Origin of the sequence: Lutibacter oricola (assembly GCF_900106565.1) — a bacterium.
GTDB lineage: Bacteria > Bacteroidota > Bacteroidia > Flavobacteriales > Flavobacteriaceae > Lutibacter > Lutibacter oricola.
Genome location: NZ_FNNJ01000004.1, coordinates 29,095 through 45,879, shown reverse-complemented (window position 1 = coordinate 45,879; position 16,785 = coordinate 29,095). Strand labels below are relative to the sequence as shown.

At 29.0% G+C, this 16,785-nt stretch carries 14 protein-coding genes; 9 read left to right on the top strand and 5 right to left on the bottom strand.

Features of this window, described 5'->3' with window-relative positions; all coding sequences use genetic code 11:
- Positions 1-62 precede the first annotated feature (62 nt).
- Positions 63-905 carry a DUF2911 domain-containing protein gene (locus BLU40_RS09495; protein WP_090122785.1) on the top strand — a complete coding sequence of 281 codons (843 nt, stop codon included), beginning with the start codon at positions 63-65 and terminating at the stop codon, positions 903-905.
- 55 nt (positions 906-960) lie between these two features.
- Here BLU40_RS09495 and BLU40_RS09490 read toward each other — a convergent pair whose 3' ends face one another.
- Together BLU40_RS09490 and BLU40_RS09485 are read right to left on the bottom strand one after the other, a co-directional pair.
- Entirely contained in the window at positions 961-2,640 is a 1,680-nt protein-coding gene (locus BLU40_RS09490) for a sodium:solute symporter family protein (RefSeq protein WP_090122784.1), read from the bottom strand.
- Positions 2,641-2,749: 109 nt separating this feature from the next.
- A complete protein-coding gene (locus BLU40_RS09485) occupies positions 2,750-5,266 on the bottom strand; it encodes a PIG-L family deacetylase (protein ID WP_090122782.1) in 2,517 nt (838 codons plus the stop codon).
- Between the two features lie 228 nt (positions 5,267-5,494).
- On the opposite strand from BLU40_RS09485, the gene dnaN reads away from it, so the two are divergent.
- On the top strand, positions 5,495-6,613 hold the full coding sequence (gene dnaN, locus BLU40_RS09480) for a DNA polymerase III subunit beta (RefSeq protein WP_090122780.1): 1,119 nt from the start codon (positions 5,495-5,497) through the stop codon (positions 6,611-6,613).
- 74 nt (positions 6,614-6,687) lie between these two features.
- Positions 6,688-7,290 (top strand): acyl carrier protein phosphodiesterase, encoded by a 603-nt coding sequence (locus BLU40_RS09475; protein ID WP_090122778.1) that lies wholly within the window; start codon positions 6,688-6,690, stop codon positions 7,288-7,290.
- Here the strand turns inward: BLU40_RS09475 and BLU40_RS09470 are convergent.
- Positions 7,287-8,147: a hypothetical protein gene (locus BLU40_RS09470; RefSeq protein ID WP_090122776.1), complete on the bottom strand. Its 861-nt coding sequence runs from the start codon at positions 8,145-8,147 to the stop codon at positions 7,287-7,289. The two genes, BLU40_RS09475 and BLU40_RS09470, sit on opposite strands and share 4 nt — an antisense overlap.
- 140 nt (positions 8,148-8,287) lie before the next feature.
- On the opposite strand from BLU40_RS09470, the gene BLU40_RS09465 reads away from it, so the two are divergent.
- The 6 genes from BLU40_RS09465 to BLU40_RS09445 all read left to right on the top strand — a co-directional run bounded on the left by BLU40_RS09465 (position 8,288) and on the right by BLU40_RS09445 (position 13,461).
- Positions 8,288-9,511, top strand: coding sequence for a purple acid phosphatase family protein (locus BLU40_RS09465; RefSeq protein WP_090122774.1), 1,224 nt, complete (start codon positions 8,288-8,290; stop codon positions 9,509-9,511).
- A gap of 3 nt (positions 9,512-9,514) precedes the next feature.
- Positions 9,515-10,597, top strand: a complete 1,083-nt coding sequence (locus BLU40_RS09460) for an AI-2E family transporter (RefSeq protein WP_090122772.1) — start codon at positions 9,515-9,517, stop codon at positions 10,595-10,597.
- 2 nt (positions 10,598-10,599) lie between these two features.
- Positions 10,600-11,148 (top strand): DUF1697 domain-containing protein, encoded by a 549-nt coding sequence (locus tag BLU40_RS09455; RefSeq protein ID WP_090122770.1) that lies wholly within the window; start codon positions 10,600-10,602, stop codon positions 11,146-11,148.
- Complete coding sequence (locus BLU40_RS09450; RefSeq protein ID WP_090122768.1) at positions 11,145-12,335, top strand: THUMP-like domain-containing protein; 1,191 nt, start codon at positions 11,145-11,147, stop codon at positions 12,333-12,335. Before BLU40_RS09455 ends, BLU40_RS09450 begins: the two co-directional genes overlap by 4 nt.
- Positions 12,336-12,731: 396 nt before the next feature.
- Positions 12,732-12,860, top strand: a complete 129-nt coding sequence (locus tag BLU40_RS17840) for a hypothetical protein (protein WP_262493709.1) — start codon at positions 12,732-12,734, stop codon at positions 12,858-12,860.
- Between the two features lie 130 nt (positions 12,861-12,990).
- Complete coding sequence (locus BLU40_RS09445) at positions 12,991-13,461, top strand: hypothetical protein (protein ID WP_175454767.1); 471 nt, start codon at positions 12,991-12,993, stop codon at positions 13,459-13,461.
- 48 nt (positions 13,462-13,509) lie between these two features.
- Here BLU40_RS09445 and BLU40_RS09440 read toward each other — a convergent pair whose 3' ends face one another.
- Positions 13,510-14,952 carry an arylsulfatase gene (locus BLU40_RS09440; RefSeq protein WP_090122765.1) on the bottom strand — a complete coding sequence of 481 codons (1,443 nt, stop codon included), beginning with the start codon at positions 14,950-14,952 and terminating at the stop codon, positions 13,510-13,512.
- 93 nt (positions 14,953-15,045) lie between these two features.
- The gene (locus BLU40_RS09435) at positions 15,046-16,773 is read right to left on the bottom strand and encodes a hypothetical protein (RefSeq protein WP_139170939.1); all 1,728 of its coding nucleotides are present in this window, start codon (positions 16,771-16,773) and stop codon (positions 15,046-15,048) included.
- Between the last annotated feature and the right edge of the window lie 12 nt (positions 16,774-16,785).

The following is a 16,785-nucleotide window of genomic DNA, read 5'->3' as shown; positions in this document are numbered from 1 at the left end:
CTGGTAAAACTAGCAAGCTACTATATATGCTATATTTGTTACATAACTTAAATAAAACTATTATGCTTAAAAAATTATCAATCATATTTGTATTAGTAGCAACAGTAGCTACAGCAAATGCACAAATTAAAACACCACAACCTAGCCCTGCTGCAAAAATGGAGCAAGTTGTTGGGCTTACAGATGTTTCTTTAGAATATTCTAGACCAGCTATGAGAGGTAGAACTATTTTTGGGGATCTTGTACCTTACGGTAAAACTTGGAGAACTGGAGCTAATGCAAACACAAAAATTACTTTTGGAAATAACGTTGTAATTAACGGTAAAGAATTAAAAAAAGGTTCTTATGCTATTTACACTGTGCCAAACAAAAAAAGTTGGGATGTTATTTTTTATAAAGACACAAAAAACTGGGGTGTTCCACAAAAATGGGACGAAAGTAAAGTTGCTCTAAAAACAACAGCTCAAATAGAAGAAATGCCTATGAAAATAGAATCTTTTACTATGACTTTTGATGATTTAACTGCAAATTCTGCTGTTTTAGGTATGCTTTGGGAAAACGTATATGTAGGTGTTAAATTTGAAGTGCCAACAGATAAAATTGCTTCAAAAAGCATTAAAAATGTAATGGCTGGACCTTCTGGAAATGATTATTTTCAAGCTGCAACTTATTACCATACATCTGGAAAAGATTTACAAAAAGCTTTAAAATGGATGGAAAAAGCAACTGCTGGTAAAGACGCTAAATTTTGGCACTTACGTAGAATGAGTTTAATTCAAGCAGATTTAGGTGATAAAAAAGGAGCTATTGCAACCGCTAAAAAATCTTTAGCTGCTGCTGAAAAAGCTGGAAATGCTGACTATGTTAAAATGAACAAAGACTCTATTGCTGAGTGGACAAAATAAAAACTAGTATTTAGTTTTCACAAAAAACACCTCCTGAAATGGAGGTGTTTTTTTATTATCTTTTTGTTAAGCTTTGAATTAATATTGCAATTCCCATTACCAATCCACAACCAAATAAATTTAGCCATAAATAAGGCATCCAATTATACCACCAACCTACTATTACAATTGCTTGTGTTATAATTGCGGCAATAAAAACTGCGTTACTCTTTACATATTTTATAAAGAATGCAAGTAAAAATATACCCAAAACATTTCCATAAAAAATTGATCCAATTATATTTACCAACTGAATTAAATTATCGAACAAATTAGCAACACAAGCAACAGTTATAGCAATTAAACCCCAAGCTAGCGTAAACCATTTTGAGGCATTTACATAATGCCCTGAAGATTTTTCTACCCTAACGTTTCTTTTATATAAGTCTATTGCAGTTGTACTTGCCAATGCGTTTAATTCGGAAGCTGTACTAGACATTGCTGCAGATAAAATAACTGCTAATAATAACCCAATTAAACCACGAGGTAAATTATTCAAAATAAAATGAATAAACACATAATCTTTATCATTTGTTTCTACAGACAGGTTTGCTTTTTCAATAACTTCTTTTGCTTTTACTCTATTTTCAGCTTCTAATTTATTTATTTTTTGAAGCTGATTTTTAATTTCAGTATTATTAATAAATCCAGCATTGCTAGTAGTTGCATAACTTAAGCTGGCAATAGATTTTAATTGTTCAATTTCTTTATGTTTTTTTTCTAAAATTTTATATTCTGAAGCAAATTCAGATTTTTTTACACCTTCAGTTGCTGCTGGATTAAAATTTAATGGTGAAGCATTAAATTGATAAAAAACAAAAACCATTACTCCAACCAGTAAAATAAAAAACTGCATTGGTACTTTTAACAAACCGTTAAACACCAAGCCAAGTTGCATTTCTTTAATAGATTTACCCGATAAATAACGTTGTACCTGACTTTGATCTGTTCCAAAATACGACAAGGCTAAAAAAGTTCCTCCAATAATTCCACTCCAAAAAGTATATCTATTTTCAAAATTAAAAGAAAAATCTAGCACATCCATTTTACCACTTACACCAGCAATTTCTAGCGCTTTTGTAAATGTAATACCTTCTGGCAAATAACTTATAATTAAGAAAAATGCTGCAAACATACCCGCAAATATTACGGCCATTTGTTGTTTTTGAGTAACACTAACAGCTTTTGTACCACCAGAAACTGTATAAATAATAACTAATGTACCAATTATTATATTTAGCATTGTTAGATTCCAACCTAAAACTGCGGATAAGATAATAGCAGGAGCAAAAATTGTAATTCCTGCAGCCAAACCACGTTGAATTAGAAATAAAATTGCTGCTAAGCTTCTAGTTTTTAAATCGAAACGAGATTCTAAATATTCATAAGCAGTAAATACTTTTAATCTATGATAAATAGGTATAAACACCAAACAAATAATAACCATAGCTATTGGCAACCCAAAGTAGAATTGCACAAAACCCATACCACTATGAAAAGCTTGCCCTGGTGTAGATAAAAAAGTAATAGCACTTGCTTGTGTTGCCATTACTGACAACCCAATAGTCCACCATTTAGCTTCACTTCCACCCTTAATATAATCTGTTACGTTTTTACTTCCTTTTGTTTTGTAAGCTCCATATGAAACAATAAACAATAAAGTTCCAATAAGTATAATCCAATCAATTTGTTCCATTTTATGCTAAGGTTTTCATTAAAATATAAAACAACACCACATAAATGGCATTTGCTATTAAAACAGCAGAATATGATTTTTTCCAACTATATTTTGGCTTAGACATATTTTAGTTTTTAATTGGCTTTTCAATTTCATTTTTACCAACAGACAACATATTAGCAAATAATTTATAAGCTCCAGGAACTCCTGCTGGTAGCTCTCTAAAAAAGCTTAAACCTGTATAAATAAAATTACCTGAACCATATTTTGTAACTAAAAGACTTCCTGTTTTTTCGGTTTCATCTTTATCGTTCATACCAAAAATAGTTTCATATTTATCGTCCCACTTATTAGGAAAATACAAACCTCTTTCTTGCACCCAACCATTAAAATCACCCTTTGTTATTTTATTCGGAAAATTTAATAATTCGTGATTTGGATTTAAAATTTTCACTTCAGAATGTTCGTCTGTAACTCTATCTCGAGATAATTGAATTGGGTAAGGCCCTACATTTGCAACCTTTACTCTATGACTTGTATTGTATTGCGCAATTAATGTTCCACCATTTTCTACATAATTGTGTAAATGTTTTTGGTAAAACTTTGAACGTTCGTTTGTATTGTAAGCTCTAATTCCTAGAATAATAGCATCAAAGTTTTTTAATTTATCTGGTGTAATATCATTTTCATTTATTTCAACAACGGTATAACCAATTTGGCGTAAACTAGTTGGTATTAAATCTCCTGCTCCGTGAATATACCCTATTAATTGACCTTTTTTATCAATATTTAACCTAACAACTTTAGCTTCAGAAGGCATAACAACAGATTGAAAAGGAATGTGATTGTAATCAATTTCTACCAACTCGCTTGTATAACTTTTACCATCTACTTCAACAATAGGAGAAATTAAACCCTCAGATTGTTTTTTAGGTGGAAATACTTCAAAATCAAAACTCTGTTCATCGCCTTTATCAGCAATTTCTATTGAATAAGACTCTGGCACTACTTTCCAATCATTAGGTAAACAAAAAATTAATTTACCTTTTAAATCCTTTTTTTGAGATTTAACTTTAATTGAAATTTTTTGAGCATCATCATTAGAAAAAATGTATACTTTCTCTTCAAATGAAGCAGATACTTCAGGTAAAATTTCAAAAGGCTTATAAACCTCACCTTTAACAGGATCGTTATATTTATACACTACTTCTTTTGTAAATGGTATTAAAACACCATTAAAATTAACTGTAAATTCTGCAGTAACAGCTCTTGGAGTTTCTGGTTTTCCAATTAGTTTTGAATTAGCAACACTGTACATTCCTAAACTTCCTTTTTTATCTAACCAATAAGGGGAAGTAGAAGAAATTGTGATTGGAATTTCAACATCTAAAGAGAATTTTTGAGAATTATTATTTGCCAACCTAGCGTTATAATCTTTTTTTAACCCTAAAGGGTTTATAGTTACAGATTTCAAATTCATAGAAAAACTGCTTCTATTTATAGCTTCTATTTTAATTTTACTCGTAGAACCAGGAGTAACGGTTGAGCTACTCGATGTAGCCTCCATATACAAACCTGCGCAAGCCGAAATTATATTTTTTATTTCTTTAGATTTAATTGCTTTCCAATGTTCATTTTTAATATTTAAAATTAAACCGTACGCTTTTACTAATTGTTTAATACTTGCTGAAGGATTTTTAAAATCATAATTACTTTCAACATTTTTAAGAATAGCTCCAATTTCCTCGCCACCTTCTACTCTACTCCAAGTTGTGTTAATTCCAGAAAAAGGGGTTTTACTCTTAGGAAAATCTCCTTTCAAAAACTCTAAATATTCTTTTAATTTTCCACGAGTACCAGTACTTCCAAAACCTTGCGATTGATGTTTACTTCTACTTAATGAAGCAATTTCGCTATTAGATAGTCCTTTTTGAGAATAAAAAGTACCAATATCTATACCTATCATTTTAGACTTATCAGCCTCATCAAACTTTTTTTCACTACCATAAAACCACCACGATGTATTAAAAAACAATCGTTTTGGTTGCCAAATTGCATCGTTTTCTAAATGCGTTTTGTATGTATTATTTGCAGACAAATCAAAAGCTTCTGCACTTAAAATTGCTGAAGAGGTATGATGTCCGTGCGTAGATCCAGGTGTTCTATGATCGAACCTATTAATAATAATATCTGGTTTAAACTTTCTAATAACCGCAACTACATCATTTAACACTTCCTTTTCGTTCCAAATTTCAAGTGTTTCATCTGGATGTTTAGAATATCCAAAATCGTTTGCTCGTGTAAAAAATTGTTCTCCTCCATCAGTTCTTCTAGCCGCTAATAGTTCTTGAGTTCTAATAACTCCTAGCAACTCTCTAATTTCTGGACCAATTAAATTTTGTCCACCATCTCCACGTGTTAAACTTAAATAAGCAGTTCTAGCCTTAACATCGTTTGCAAAATATGATATTAACCGTGTATTTTCATCATCTGGATGCGCAGCTAAATACAAAACCGACCCCAAAAAGTTTAACTTTTGAATTGCCTCATAAATTTCTCCTGAACTAGGTTTTTTTGGAGCTTGCGAAAATATTGAAGATGTAAATATTAGTAATAATGTAAAAAAAGAAACTAATTTTCTCATGTAAAGTTTAATTGTTTAGTAGTTGAACAAATATAAAATTTTAATACAATCCACTTGTTTTAACACAACTATATTAACATAATTATAACTTTTTTATGCTGCTATTTTTAATTTGTTAAATATCTTTACTTTACATTAGCAAACTACAATATGAACTGTTAATAAATAATATTTTTATAACAACATATTTAGAATATATTTGTAATTATATTAATAAAATAACCGTAAATGAAATTTATAGTATCAAGTAGTCAATTATTAAAGCAACTTCAAGTATTGGGTGGAGTTATAAATAGCAGTAATACATTGCCAATTTTAGATAATTTTTTATTCGAATTAAACCAAAACGAATTAAAAATTTCTGCCTCTGATTTAGAAACAACTATGAGCACAACAATTGATGTTGAAAGTGACTCTGAAGGTTCTATTGCAATTTCTGCACGTTTATTATTAGACACACTTAAAACATTTCCAAATCAGCCATTAACCTTTAAAACTGAAGAAAATAACACTATTGAAATTAGTTCTAGCCAAGGTAAATATGATATGGCTTATTTTGATGGAAGTGAATTTCCGAAAGCAGTTTCTATAGAATCTCCAAGTACAACGGTTATACCTGGAAACATTTTAGCAACCGCAATTTCGAAAACAATTTTTGCTGCTGGAAACGATGATTTAAGACCAGTAATGAGTGGTGTATTTTTTCAATTTAGTACAGAAAACTTAACATTTGTTGCTACAGACGCTCATAAATTAGTAAAGTATACTAGAACTGATGTTACAGCAAATGATACTGCTGAATTTATTATGCCAAGAAAACCTTTAAACTTATTAAAAGGAATTTTAGGTGGTGCAGATAGCGATGTAACTATTGAATATAACGATGCTAATGCAAAATTTACTTTTGACAATGTTGTATTAGTTTGTAGATTAATTGATGGAAAATATCCAAATTACGATGCTGTAATTCCAAAAGAAAACCCTAACAAATTAACTGTTGATAGAGGTACTTTCTTAAACTCAGTAAAACGTGTATCTATTTTCTCTAGTAAAACTACACACCAAATAAGATTAAAAATGGCAGGAACAGAATTAAATATTTCTGCTGAAGATATAGATTATTCAAACAAAGCTGAAGAGCGTTTAGTTTGTGAATATCAAGGAGATGATATGCAAATTGGATTTAACTCTCGTTTTTTAACTGAAATGTTAAGCAACTTAAGCTCTAACGATGTGTTAATTGAAATGAGCTTACCAAACCGTGCTGGTATTTTAACTCCTGTAGATGGCGTTGAAGATGGCGAGTTTGTTACAATGCTTGTTATGCCAGTTATGCTGAATAGCTAAACACAAAAACATCAACTATAAAAAATCCGCTTTTTTAGCGGATTTTTTTTTGTATCATTGTTTAAAATTATTCTATGAATTTTTTAGCACACCTTTACCTTTCTAAAAGCAATAAAAATGTACTAATCGGAAATTTTATTTCTGACGCAATAAAAGGTAAAAGCTACAAAACATATCCAAAAGAAATTCAAGTTGGTATAATTTTACATAGACATATTGATAGCTTTACGGATACTCACCCAACTGTTAAAAAAAGTATGCGTAGGTTACATTCTAGGTACAGGCATTTTAATGGTGTTATAATAGATATTATATACGATCATTATTTAGCTAAAAACTGGAGCAAGTATTCTGAAATTCCTTTAGAAATATATGCAGAGAATGTTTATTCTTTTTTAAATAAAAATATTGATAGTTTTCCAGAAGAACTTCAAAAAATGCTTCCCTTTATGATAGAGTATAATTGGCTTGTTAACTATGCCTCTTTAGAAGGAATGGAAACTGTTTTAAAAGGTATGAACAGAAAAACAAAAGGAATATCGCAAATGGATTTAGCCATAAACGATTTAAAAGAAAATTACAAAGAATTTGAAGAAGATTTCACTTCTTACTTTCAAGAATTAATAGATTTTTGCGATAAAAAAACAACAGAACTAATGAGTACTTCAGAAATTTAAAACTCGTTTAGTTTTTCATTCTTCATTCTAAAAAACAAATACAACGGTATTAAGCCGTGTGGTAATCTATATATAGTTTGAAACAAATTTAAATGAATTGATTCCCAGAAAAAATCTACAGATAATCCTGCTACTACCCTAGCCAAAGCTGTTAAGGTTCCCCATACAAATGCATACAACAAAGCTATTTTAGCTGTCTTTGGGATAAATATTAAGATCGAAACAACAAAATCTAATACTCCGGCTACTAAAAGAAATGTTTTTGAAACTTCTTCAGAAAAACCAAAAATATTAATTACCATTCCTAAAAAATAACCAGGAACCGGATAATAACCTACCGCATACAAACCGTGAGCTACAAATACAATTGCAACAAGTACTTTTAAAATTAATATTAAATTATTGTATACCCAACCTTTATAAGAAAACACAAAAATAACAGGAATGGCAAACTGCAAGCTATACTCAAAAAACTGTGCAAATTGATAAAAGCGTTCTTTCATTAATAAAAAAGCTAAAAACACCAATCCAATACTACCAACTAAAATTAAATATTTTAATACTTTTTTGGAAGGTTTATAAAAAATAACAGCTAAAAAACATAAGGAATAAAGTAAACCAAAACCAACTACTAAATTATCTAAAAACAAATCTAATGTTACGCTTGTAACATAAGTTTGCCATTCAACATTGAATAAATTTTCAATAAGTGGTTTTATTAAATTTTCATCCCAGAAAAAAGCTCTAACTGGCGCATCCCAAAATAAATGCTGATATGCTCTACCAATAAATACTAAAATTACCGATAGTTTTAATAAATTGAATGATTTAGTTGAATAAACCTGTTCGCTTTTCATAAGATTAAAAAATATGAGTAAAAATATTCTATTCTAGAGAAACTATCCAAATATTACTTGTTTTAATTGTAATTTTTAACAAATTCCTTAGTTGAATATTTTGTAATATTGTAGTCTACATTTTAATTTTAAAATTAAGTATGAAAAAAATATTGATTGTATTTTTTATTGGAGTTCTAACTAGCTACGCTTCAAATGATAAATATAGGTTAATGCTTAGAAATAATGCATCTACTTCAGTTGTAATTGGCTGGAATCAAATTAGCGGAACAAACCCAATTGTTTACTATGGCAAAAAGGATCATAAAACAAACTTCAGCAACTATTCAACAAAAAAATCTCCAGATAGAATTGTTGAATTTAGAGGTATGAATAATCATTTTGTACGTTTAATAAATTTATCTCCAAACACTGCTTATTACTTTGTAATTAAAGATAGCGAAGGTGTTAGCGAACGTTTTTGGTTTACAACCGCTCCAAATAATAAAGATAAAATTTCAATAATATCGGGCGGAGATTCTAGAAACAATAGAAAATCTAGACAAAATGCCAACAAACTTGTATCAAAACTAAAGCCAAATATTGTTATGTTTGGTGGCGACATGACTTCTGGAGACACTGATAAACAATGGATTGAATGGATGGACGATTGGCAATTAACAATTGCAAAAGACAATAGAATATTTCCATTAATTGCTGCACGAGGTAATCATGAAAAGGAAAACAAATCCATTTACAATTTATTTGATACGCCTCATGAAAAAATTTATTACAGTATTCCCGTTGGTAAAAATTATTTAAGAATTTACACTTTAAATACTGAAATTTCTATTCCGGGTGGACAAACAAATTGGTTGAAAAATGAACTTTTATCAAACAAAAAAGATTATTGGAAAATTGTACAATACCACAAACCTATGAGACCACATGTTTCACGAAAAAGAGAAGGTAATTTTCAATACTTAAACTGGGCACAATTATTCTATAATGAAAATATAGACCTTATTGTAGAATGTGATGCGCATACCGTAAAATCTACTTGGCCAATTAAACCTTCAACAAAAAAAGGAAGCGAAGAAGGTTTTATTAGAGATAATAAAAACGGAAATGTTTATGTTGGAGAAGGTTGTTGGGGAGCTCCAATTAGAAAAAATGATGATAACAAATCTTGGACTAGAGACTCTGGAATGTTTAATCAATTTAAATGGATATTTGTTTCTAAAAAATCTATTATTACAAGAACCATAAAAACCGATAACGCTAGCTTAGTTGGTGAATTAAACAATAATACTAGATTTGAAATACCTAAGAATTTAGATATTTGGAATCCGCCTAACGGAGCAATTGTTGAAATAAAAAAATAATATATGACTTCAAACACAATTACTAATGGAATACTTAAAGCAATAGGAATGCTAATTGGAATTGCGTTACTCCTATTCTTTTTATATCAAATTCAAAGCATTTTAGTTTATGTTGCCATTGCTGCTGTTATTGCTTTAATTGCTAGTCCCATTTTAAAATTCTTCAGAAAAAAATTAAAAATGCCAAATTCAATGGCAGTTTTAGTTACAATGACATTGTTTTTAGGAGTATTTTTTGGCTTAATAAGTATGTTTATTCCTTTAATTATTAAACAAGGTGAAAACCTATCTTTATTAAATATTGAAAAACTACAAAGCACCATTGAACATTTATTAGTTCAAATAAACGATTATTTTTTAGCTCATAATATTGATGTTTTAAATGAATTAAAAAATGCAGATTTGTTTAAAAATGCTAAAGCAATTCCAAACCTATTAAACTCTGTAATTGGAACACTCGGAAACTTAAGCATAGGCTTGTTTTCAGTAATATTTATCACCTTCTTTTTAATGAAAGACACACATATTATGGAGAAATCCGTATATGTTTTAGTAAGTGACAAAAGTGAAAGTAAACTTAAAAACTCTTTGGGAACAATAAATAATTTACTTTCTAGATATTTTATTGGTCTAGTTTTTCAAATTAGTATCCTATTTATTATTTATGCAATTGTTCTAGCTTCCTTCGGAATTGAAAATAGCATAGTAATTGCATTTTTATGTGCTCTGCTAAATTTAATTCCATACATAGGACCACTAATTGGTGGTGTTTTGATGCTATTTTTATCTATGAGCAGTAATCTAGGATTAGACTTTCAAACAGAAATTCTACCTACTACTATTTATGTAATGATTGGCTATATATTTGCTCAACTAATCGATAATTTTATAAGTCAACCTTTAATTTTTTCGAAAAGTGTAAAATCTCATCCGCTCGAAATTTTCTTAATTATTTTAATTTCAGGAACTATTTTTGGAGTTGTTGGTATGGTAGTAGCAATACCAACTTACACAGCGATAAAAGTTATTTTAAAAGCATTTTTAGCAGACAATAAAATTGTTAAATCTCTTACTAAAGATTTATAATAATGATAACTTATATAGCATTATTGCGAGGAATTAATGTTGGTGGTAAAAACCGTATAAAAATGGCAGAATTAAAAGAGCTATTAGAAAATATTTCTTTCGAAAATGTTATTACTTATATACAAAGTGGGAATATTATTTTTAATTCAAAAAAAGTGAATAAAGAAACTATTCAACAAAATATTAGCAAAAGTATTTTTGATAAATATGGATACACTATCAATACGTTAGTTATTTCCAAAAAAGAACTTACAACAATATTTGAATCTAATCCGTTTATAAAAAAAAATAACAGTGTTGATATTTCCAAACTTTATGCAACCCTTTTTAATAGCACACCAGATTTAAGTGAAACGGAATATTTAGAAAACATTTCAAATACGGATGAGTTTATTATTGACAATAAAACAGCTTACATTTACTGCCCAAATAGTTATGGTAAAACTAAGCTAACAAATAATATTTTTGAAAAAAAGTTAAAAAGTCCAGCTACTTCTAGAAACTGGAAAACAATAACCAAATTAGTAGAATTAAGCAATACCATCAATTGAATCTATCCATTTTAAATACCGAAGTTCAAGAATTTATAACTAGTAATTTAAAAACTGATATTACCAAACTAGTTTTAAAAGGTTCTCCTTTTGAAAACGTTACAATTCAAGAACTTGCAGAACAAATTACTTCAAAAAATAAATGCAAACTAAAATTGCCTAATTGGTTTTCAACAAAAAATATTTATTACCCAAATAAATTAAATATAGAACAAACATCTTCTGAAATTACGGCTAAATATAAAGCAAATCTAGTCTCAGGAGAGTTGTTAGTAGACATTACAGGAGGTTTTGGTATTGATACTTACTACTTTTCTAAAAATATTAAAAACGTTACACATTGTGAAATAAATGAAAACCTTTCTAATATAGTAACACATAACCTAAAAGAATTAAATACAAAAAACGTTCAAACGTATTTGGGTGATGGTTTAGAGTTGTTAAACAACATAGATGCTATTGATTGGATTTACACAGATCCATCTAGAAGAAACGATAAAAAAGGAAAAGTTTTTCTACTAGCCGACTGTTTACCAAATATTCCTAAAAATATAGATTTACTTTTTGAAAAAACTTCAAATATTCTAATAAAAGTTTCACCATTATTAGATATATCGAGTGCTATTTCGGAATTAAAATTTGTAAAAGAAATCCATACCATTGCAATTAATAATGAAGTAAAAGAATTGCTTTTTATTCTTGAAAAAAATTACAATTCAACCATTAAAGTTAAAACTGTAAATATTGGTAAAACTAATAATCAACATTTTGACTTCACTTTAAATGAACAAAGTACAGCAACCTACTCTCTACCTAAAAAATACCTTTACGAGCCAAATGCAGCTATTTTAAAAGCTGGAGCATTTGAACAAGTATCTAAACAGTTAAAAATTGATAAACTTCAACAGAACTCTCATTTATATACTTCAGAAAAATTAATTGATTTCCCTGGTAGATCTTTTGAAGTGCAACATTGTATTTCTTACGATAAAAAACTTATCAACAAATTAATCCCTAATAAGAAAGCAAACATAACCACAAGAAACTTTCCGCAAACAGTTAACGAAATAAGAAAGAAAACCAAAATAAAAGATGGAGGTAATCTATATTTATTTTTTACAACAGACTGCAACAACAAACACATAGTAGTAATTTGCAAAAAACAAACAAAAACACCTAACAAATAAACAAACGGTTCGATTTAATAAACAAACGGATAAACAAACCTAAACTTTAATTTGTTTTTAATAAAAATACATTTATATTTGCAGTGTAAAAGCTAGTCCCTAATATTGCAAATTTTTACGGAGAGGATTTGTAATTTTTATCAGTTTATAAAATTTTACTGATTGTTTATTTAACAAAACTGCTTTTAAAATCTCCAAAATAGGAATTTTATTCAATAAAATTTGAAGTGTTTAAATTTTGAAAATTAGCTATACAGCTAGTAAAACAAGAAAAAACAGCTTCACGTATCCATTTTTTTTAAAAATTTTTAAAATTAATGCGGTATTTCTTTGCTTATTTTTTAAGAATTTTTTAGCTTTGATGCTCTTACTAATCATTTAATTCTTATAAAAAAAATGAAAAAATTAAAATTAATTTTCGGATTACTTATGGTATCTGCTTTTGTTGCAGTAACAGTTTTAAGCTACAATGTATCAGATGAGCAAGCTATCAGAAAAGACAGAGTACAACTTCCTAGATATTAAAAAACAATAATTTATTGTACCTTTTTTAGGATTTTTTTACACACACCACAATGTTTCATTGTGGTTTTTTTTTATTTTGAGAATTAATTTTTTTTATTACTTTTATATATAATTCCAAAACCCCAGAAAATTGAAAAATAAAAAAAAATTCTCGCTATTTATTAGTAGCTTTATAATGATATTAATCATTTTCACTCCATACCTTCTATATATACATAGGAGTATTCCGAGTGAAGTTCTAGAATACAAAACTTATTTTGGTACAATAAAAGCAGGAGGGTATTTAGATGTTCAAATTTTTATTTATATTATTTTTGAAAAAGCAACTCCGCTTTTACTTTTAATTTTATGGTTTCTAACAAATAAAAATTGGTGGGTACATGCATTGGTAATACCAATTACTGTTTATTTATTTCAATTTATTTCTGCAATAAACAGTAATGAAGACACTTTTGCTGAAAATGAATTTATTTATACTATTCCAATTGCTTTAATAATACTATTAATTCTATATTATTTAAGAAGCAAATTGTCACTATACATACAAGCTATAGATTTAAAAAAAGAAATGGATGAAAAAATGAGTTTTCCAAAAGAATAAATAAAAAAACATAACAAAAAAAGCACTTCAATTAGAAGTGCTTTTTTGTTAAATTGGAAATAATTCAGAAGGTATTGAAGCTTCTTTCATCAATTGTTTTAATTCTTTTACAATTTCAGGATTCTCATTTGCAATATTAGTTTCTTCAGCAATATCTGTAGATAAATTATATAGTTCAAAACTCCCTGGTTTTTTCTTATTATTTATATTGTACCAAACACCTTTCCAAACGTCTTTTCGAATGGCTTTTCTACCTGTTTTTATATTAAACTCCCAATACAAATAATCGTGTTGTTTTTGTTCTTTTTTACCCATTAGTGTTGGCAAAAATGAAATACCATCAATGTTATTTGGTGTTTTAGCTGAAGTTATTTCTGAAATTGTTGGAACAATATCCCAAAAGGCAGAAATATGATTAGACTCACTACCTGCTTTAATTTTATTTGGCCAAACAGCAATAAAAGGAGCTCTTAGACCACCTTCATACAAATCTCTTTTATAACCTCTAAAATGACTATTACTTTTAAAAAAATCTGGGCTTGCTCCTCCTTCAGGAGAAGGACCATTATCACTTGCAAACATAATAACGGTATTTTCTTCCAAGCCTAATTCTTTAACCTTTGCTAAAATTTGACCAACATAAGCGTCAATTCTAGTTATCATAGCTGCATAAGTAGCTTTAGGCTTTTCAACAGAACAATACTCGTACCAAACCATATTTGGTCCATAATCTGATGTATATTTATTATCCTCTGTATATGGTGTTTCTTTAAATTTGCCATCATACATTTTAAAAATAGAATCTTTTGGTGAAATAATTTCTGCGTGAGGTAATGCTAATGGCACATATGCAAAAAAAGGCTTATCCTTATTATCATCTATAAATTTTATAGTATGATCTTGTATTTTATCTTGAGAATAAATAGCTGTATTTGTTCCGTCATTTCCTTTTAAAGAATCTCTTTTTTGATTATGATTTAAATAAGGCGGATAATAGCGATGTGCCAATTTTTGACAATTATACCCATAAAACTCATCAAAACCTTGACTGTTTGGATCTCCTTCTTCAAAACCTAATCCCCACTTACCAAACATACCTGTTGCATACCCTTGCTCTTTTAACATTTCTGCTAAAGTTATTGTTTCTGCTGGCAACGGAACTTGACCTTCAAGACCTTTACCTGCTTCTTTATTACCTCTAATTGGTGTATGTCCTGTATGCTTTCCTGTCATTAATGTTGAACGAGATGGTGCACAAACTGCAGAACCACTATAATGTTGTGTAAACTTCATTCCTTTAGCTGCCAATGCATCAAGATTTGGAGTTTTAATAATTTCTTGACCATAAGCTCCTAAATCTCCTATACCCATATCATCTGCCAAAATGTATATTATATTTGGTTTTTGATTTGTATTTACAACTGGTTTTTGTTCATTTTTACACCCTAAAAACAAGAGTGAAACAATTAGAATTACAACAATTCTATTCATAATAATTTTATTTTGAAATTAGTTTAAAACAGAAGTCTGAAGTTAAAAATTAAATTCTCAACTTCAGACTTCATATAATTATATAATTTAGATTTAATTTCTTGGAACTAACTCTATCCAACTTAAGTTATCTAAATACATTGTTTGAGTACCAGAAACTCCTGTATTAACACCAGGTTCAACACTAACATCTAATCGTTTACCTGAAGCTATAGCACCTGTTGTAATATCTTGGCTAATTGTTATCCATTTACCTCTTTCTAAAGATTCAATATCCCATTCTATTCTTTGATATGGAGCTTGTAGAATACTTCTAAAATTCTTCATTGTATTTCCTGGCTCTAAATAAATCATATAAGAAACCCTGTAAGTTCCAGCTGCAATACCATTTGGTTTAGAAAAACTTGAACCTTGTAATTTCATAGTTTTTGCTAAGTCGAATTGATATCTTAAACTATACTTACCTCCAAGAGTTGGGTGAACTTGTTCATCACTTTGCATAAATATAGGTGATGTTGTTGAGCCATTATCATCATTTGTTGGTCCAACCCAGTAACCACTTAAAAATGCGCCTTTCCAATTTGTAGTAGAATCTTCAAAACCAGCCCAATTTGCACTTAATATGTTTTCACCAATATCAAAATTAACCGGAATAGCATCAAAATCTTGTAATACTCTAGAATCTACAGATACAATATTACCTCCTGCAAAAGAAATTTCAATTTCATCTGTATTATAAGTAGGCTCACCTAACTTTATTTCAATAATTGTAGCATCGGCACTATTAATTGAAACATTATCTATAGCAATATTTTGATCAAAACCTGCTGCTGTATTTGTAACGTGAACTGTAAAGAAACCTTTTTGATTTACAGCTTGCTCTGCTTCACCAGTTACAGCAAATGATATAACTCCATCCTCTAGAGTAGCTTTACCCGTTAATTCAAAAGGCTTAGTTGAAGGTAAAACTTCAATATTTAAAGGGATTAATTTTGTACTAAAGTAAGTAGGAATTGTATCTCCTCCAGATCTTGAAGACTGCATAAATGCCGTGAAATCTCCTAATTTATTGTACTTAATTATAGCTGTATCTTTATTACTAACATCTGGTTTTCCTCCTTCTAAGTACCATTTTACTGCTGTTGGTCTACCTAAAGAACTTTTATCTACATAAACTAACTCTTCACCCGCTTCAATAGAAACTGTTGGCCAAGATGCCATATTTTCTTCTGAAGGCATATCTGCAGCAGTTAAGCTTAAAACCTCTTCTAATGTTGGGTTGTCTGGATCTACGCTATAATCATATTTAAAAACTTTAGCTTCTGGATTTGTATTTGCAAAAACATCGATAGAAAATAATTGCTCTACTTGCCATACGTCACCCATTTTTACTCCTCCTTTAACAGAGTCCTTAAATGTATCAGTCAAATACACCTCTTTTAAACCAGCTTCAGTAAAAAGTACATTTATTAAATCATCTTCTGATGATACTGCATCACCTGGAATGATAAAAGCATCGTAAATAGAATCTGTTTCAGTAAATTCTTTATTTAAAAATTTCCCTGATGCTGGAATACTCCATTTGCGAGTTAATACATTTTGAGATATATCATAAAAAGCTAAATAACTATTTAAATTAATATATTTAGCACTATCTGCATAGGTAGTTCTTGATCCACTCGTGTACCATTTAAAACTTGAAAAGTTGTTATTTACACCTAAATAATCTTCTGCCAACGCAACATCATCTTCAGTACAACTTGTTGTAAAAGCAATACAGCTTAACAACATAATTGCTAGTAATTTTATTTTAGTCTTCATAATTCTCATTTT

Excerpts from the sequence above, each read along its gene's own strand:
- BLU40_RS09495 (WP_090122785.1), top strand. The coding sequence starts at position 63 with ATGCTTAAAAAATTATCAATCATATTTGTATTAGTAGCAACAGTAGCT.
- BLU40_RS09490 (WP_090122784.1), bottom strand. The coding sequence starts at position 2,640 with ATGGAACAAATTGATTGGATTATACTTATTGGAACTTTATTGTTTATT.
- BLU40_RS09485 (WP_090122782.1), bottom strand. The coding sequence starts at position 5,266 with ATGAGAAAATTAGTTTCTTTTTTTACATTATTACTAATATTTACATCT.
- dnaN (WP_090122780.1), top strand. The coding sequence starts at position 5,495 with ATGAAATTTATAGTATCAAGTAGTCAATTATTAAAGCAACTTCAAGTA.
- BLU40_RS09475 (WP_090122778.1), top strand. The coding sequence starts at position 6,688 with ATGAATTTTTTAGCACACCTTTACCTTTCTAAAAGCAATAAAAATGTA.
- BLU40_RS09470 (WP_090122776.1), bottom strand. The coding sequence starts at position 8,147 with ATGAAAAGCGAACAGGTTTATTCAACTAAATCATTCAATTTATTAAAA.
- BLU40_RS09465 (WP_090122774.1), top strand. The coding sequence starts at position 8,288 with ATGAAAAAAATATTGATTGTATTTTTTATTGGAGTTCTAACTAGCTAC.
- BLU40_RS09460 (WP_090122772.1), top strand. The coding sequence starts at position 9,515 with ATGACTTCAAACACAATTACTAATGGAATACTTAAAGCAATAGGAATG.
- BLU40_RS09455 (WP_090122770.1), top strand. The coding sequence starts at position 10,600 with ATGATAACTTATATAGCATTATTGCGAGGAATTAATGTTGGTGGTAAA.
- BLU40_RS17840 (WP_262493709.1), top strand. The coding sequence starts at position 12,732 with ATGAAAAAATTAAAATTAATTTTCGGATTACTTATGGTATCTGCTTTT.
- BLU40_RS09440 (WP_090122765.1), bottom strand. The coding sequence starts at position 14,952 with ATGAATAGAATTGTTGTAATTCTAATTGTTTCACTCTTGTTTTTAGGG.
- BLU40_RS09435 (WP_139170939.1), bottom strand. The coding sequence starts at position 16,773 with ATGAAGACTAAAATAAAATTACTAGCAATTATGTTGTTAAGCTGTATT.